Here is a 3,361-nt window from a genome sequence, read left to right as displayed (position 1 = left end):
ACCCGAAGACACCTCACAGCAATCGTGACCCGCCGCCCCGCATCAATCGCGCAAGCCGACGTCGCCCGAGCAATTCGGGCGGCGCGGCAGACTGGCGCAGAAGCTATCGAAGTGCGTCGCGATGGTACGATCATTGTTTTGCTGAAAGCGCCGAGCGTCGCGCCGGCCGATGAGTTCGAAGCGTGGGAACGTGAGTATGAATCGGAGAAAGCTTCCCGGCGTCGCGAGCGCGACTAAGCGCCTCGCTGACGGGACAAAGCAAAAATATTTCTACGCCTGGCGCGGCGGCCCCCTGCTCGCTGCCGATGACGGCACGCCATTGCAGCCAAATGATGCGCAGTTTTTCGTCGCCTATACCCGCGCACACGTGGAACGGAAGAAGCCTCCCGCCGGGAATTTATTTAGTCTGATTGCCGCGTTCAAAAGCGCCACCGAATATACGAGCCTTGGTGACAAAACGCGAAAGGATTATCTGCGCTACCTCAAGGCAATCGAGGAAGAGTTCGGCACGATGCCGCTTGCCGTCGTGCAAGATCGCCGAGCGCGCGGGAAATTCAAAGAGTGGCGCGACGATATGGCCGCCAATCCGCGGAAGGCGGATTACGCGTGGACCGTGCTCGCGCGCGTACTTGCAGTGGCCAAGGATCGCGGCTTGATCGCGGTCAACGTTTGCGAGCGCGGCGGCCGGCTCTATGAAGCCGATCGGGCTGATCTGATTTGGCTGCCCGACCACATAAAGGCGTTTTGCAACGTCGCATCTCCGGAGTTGCAATTTGCTCTGTTGATGGCGTTATGGACCGGGCAGCGCCAAGGCACGTTGATCGGTATCACCTGGCAACAATACGACGGCACGCATATCAGGCTGCAACCGAACAAGCAGCGACGCGGCAAAAAGAAAAAGCGCATCGTGATTCCGATCGGCGCACCATTGAAAGCCGCGCTCGATGCTCGTCGGCCGGAAAAGCCGGAAGGTCCTATCTTGCGCAATACCTTCGGCGAGCCGTGGACAAGCGACGGCTTCCGCGCTTCGTGGGGCAAGGCGTTCGATCGGGCGAAGCTCGGGGACCACGACTTACATTTCCACGATTTACGCGGTACGGCCGTGACACGGCTCGCATTGTCGGGATGCACGACGCCGCAGATCGCGGCCATCACTGGCCACTCACCACGCGACGTCGACGAGATTCTGAAAGCGCACTATCTCGGCGGCCAAGCGGAGTTGGCCGAACAGGCGATTGTGAAATTGGTGGCGACTTTCGGTTAGCGCCTTAGAGCTTCCTTGCGGGCACGCGCGAGGCTCTTGGTCAGCATCTCTTTGTCGACATTTCCACGATAGCTGCCGGCATGCAGTTCCAACGCCTTGAGGAAAACCTCGATGAACGCCTCGATATCTACCCAGGTTTTCTCAGCCATGTGAACCGGCCAATCATACAGTTCGCCGGAGCCGTAGTCAGTTGATTCAAGGAGACGGGTTTTATCGAAATGATAGTAGGACGTGGGTTTGACCACCTCGACTCCGTAGTCAGTCACCGCCCATTGATGATTTTTGAACCAAAGCTCTGACGGCCCGTCGCCATCGTCATACAAAACATCGGACATGGAAACACCTCCAGAACAAAAACTGCAAACCAAGCTGCAAACCGCGAACACCGTTCCGGTTCTGTCTCCCGCTAACTGCTTGATCTTGCTTTGGTGGGCGCACCAGGGCTCGAACCTGGGACCCGCTGATTAAGAGTCAGCTGCTCTACCAACTGAGCTATGCGCCCGGAGCCATCTTGTCCGGAAGGCCTTCGTCAAGAGCGGGTCGTTTAGCAAAGCGACCCCCCAATGTCCAGCAAGGCTGACGGATTTTTCCTCCATTCGGACGCTGCCCGGACAAGCCAAAAGCCGCCGGATTCCGGCGGCTTTTCCCATGCTTTCCCGAGGAGGCGATGCGAGCTCAGAGCCGCTCGGGGCCGCCGTGATCATGGTCACCGTCCCCGTCGCGGTGACGCTCGATCCAGCGGTGGCGCCAGCCGCCTTGGCCGCCGAAACGGTGCGCGTGGGTGAGGATGGCAAGCCGGCGCTTCTGGCCCTCGTCCAGCGTCTTGTAGAGCGGATCGGCGGCGTCGGCGATCTTCTTCAACGCGGCAGACGAGGCCGCCATGTTGTCGGCGCGCTCGCGCAGCCGCGCGACCGGATCATCCGGCTTCTGCTGATCCTGGGTGTCTTCCCGCGCCTTGATCCACGCCTGAATATGATCGATCCGCAGCTTGGCGAAATCCCGCACCGCGCTCTCCACCGGTGGCCACAGCTTCTCCTGGTCCGGCGTCAGCTTCAGTCCGGCATGGATCGCGGCAATCCGCGCATCGGCGAGCGCCGCACGGTCCTCCGGGCTCATCCGCATGAACATCGTGTGGTCCCGGAGCCACGGATGATACTGCGCATAGACCGCGGTCGAGCCTGCGATCACGAGCGCGGCAAGAGCAGCGATGGTAAACTTTTTCATGCGAACCTCCTCCAAGAGAGTTGGCCCAAGGATGAGCGCGCCGGCGCAACCAATCAACTTACAGTTTGGAGAGTTTTTCCTGTCTTACCAAGATGTAATTCTGTCCGCATTCATCAACATTAACTGACTTGGATATTAACTGACTTGGATCATGCCGAGCAGCATCGGCAGCCACAGCGAGACCTCCGCCACGACGGTGATGAGCGCGAGAAACGCCGGCATCGCGCACAGCCACGGCGTCGCAGAACGCTTCAGGTGAGAGCCGCATGCTTTGTCTCTTCCGCCTCGCGCAGGTGATCGAGCACGAGACGGCCCGTCGCGGAGAGCTGGCGTTGATCACGCACCACGATCTTCAATTCACGCTTCGCCCAATCGTCGCGCAGACGAACGGCGCAGAGTCCCATGCCGGACCGACCACCTCGAAGGCACGATCCGGAATCAGGCCGAGCCCCATGCCGGCCTGCACCATCCGGCACACCGCGTCGAAGCCTGGCACGTTGATGCGAAGCCGCATCGGCCGGCCGGCCTCGGCCGCGGCAAGCTGCGCCCGGAGATAGATCGAGCTCGCGGTGTGCAGGCCGATGTGATCGAAATCGAGCGTGTCGGTGAACATCAGCCCCTCACCTCCCGCAAGCGGATGATCGGGCCGCATCACCAGCACCAGATGATCGTAGCGATAATGGAAGGCTTCAAGCGCGCGCGTCGCGGCCGCGCCCGAGCAGATGCCGAGCTCGGCTGCGCCCTCCTCGATCCCCGAAACCACCAGCCCGCTCGGTCGCTCCTGCAGGTCGACGCGCAACAGCTCATGCGCGGCAAAAAAGGCTGAGAGATCCTCGGGCAGGAATTGCACGATCGCAGAGAGATTGGCGAGCA

Annotated in this window: 5 protein-coding genes and 1 tRNA gene; 2 read left to right on the top strand and 4 right to left on the bottom strand. The window is 60.7% G+C overall.

The window, feature by feature from the left end; translation table 11 throughout:
* On the top strand, positions 1–237 hold a 237-nt coding region (locus VKR55_RS06700), incomplete at its 5' end, for a hypothetical protein (protein WP_324401006.1).
* Complete coding sequence (locus VKR55_RS06695; protein ID WP_324401004.1) at positions 197–1,264, top strand: tyrosine-type recombinase/integrase; 1,068 nt, start codon at positions 197–199, stop codon at positions 1,262–1,264. The genes VKR55_RS06700 and VKR55_RS06695, both read left to right, overlap by 41 nt.
* Here VKR55_RS06695 and VKR55_RS06690 read toward each other — a convergent pair.
* The 4 genes from VKR55_RS06690 to VKR55_RS06675 all read right to left on the bottom strand — a co-directional run.
* Positions 1,261–1,599, bottom strand: coding sequence for a hypothetical protein (locus tag VKR55_RS06690; RefSeq protein WP_324401002.1), 339 nt, complete (start codon positions 1,597–1,599; stop codon positions 1,261–1,263). The two genes, VKR55_RS06695 and VKR55_RS06690, sit on opposite strands and share 4 nt — an antisense overlap.
* Before the next feature lie 91 nt (positions 1,600–1,690).
* A tRNA-Lys gene (locus VKR55_RS06685) sits at positions 1,691–1,766 on the bottom strand.
* Positions 1,767–1,939: 173 nt separating this feature from the next.
* Entirely contained in the window at positions 1,940–2,488 is a 549-nt protein-coding gene (locus VKR55_RS06680) for a Spy/CpxP family protein refolding chaperone (RefSeq protein ID WP_324401000.1), read from the bottom strand.
* Between the two features lie 352 nt (positions 2,489–2,840).
* Positions 2,841–3,361, bottom strand: a 521-nt coding sequence (locus tag VKR55_RS06675) for a LysR substrate-binding domain-containing protein (RefSeq protein WP_324400997.1), incomplete at its 5' end; no start/stop codon positions are given.

Origin of the sequence: Bradyrhizobium sp. (assembly GCF_035309285.1) — a bacterium.
GTDB lineage: Bacteria > Pseudomonadota > Alphaproteobacteria > Rhizobiales > Xanthobacteraceae > Bradyrhizobium.
This window is presented reverse-complemented; position numbering and strand designations above follow the sequence as displayed.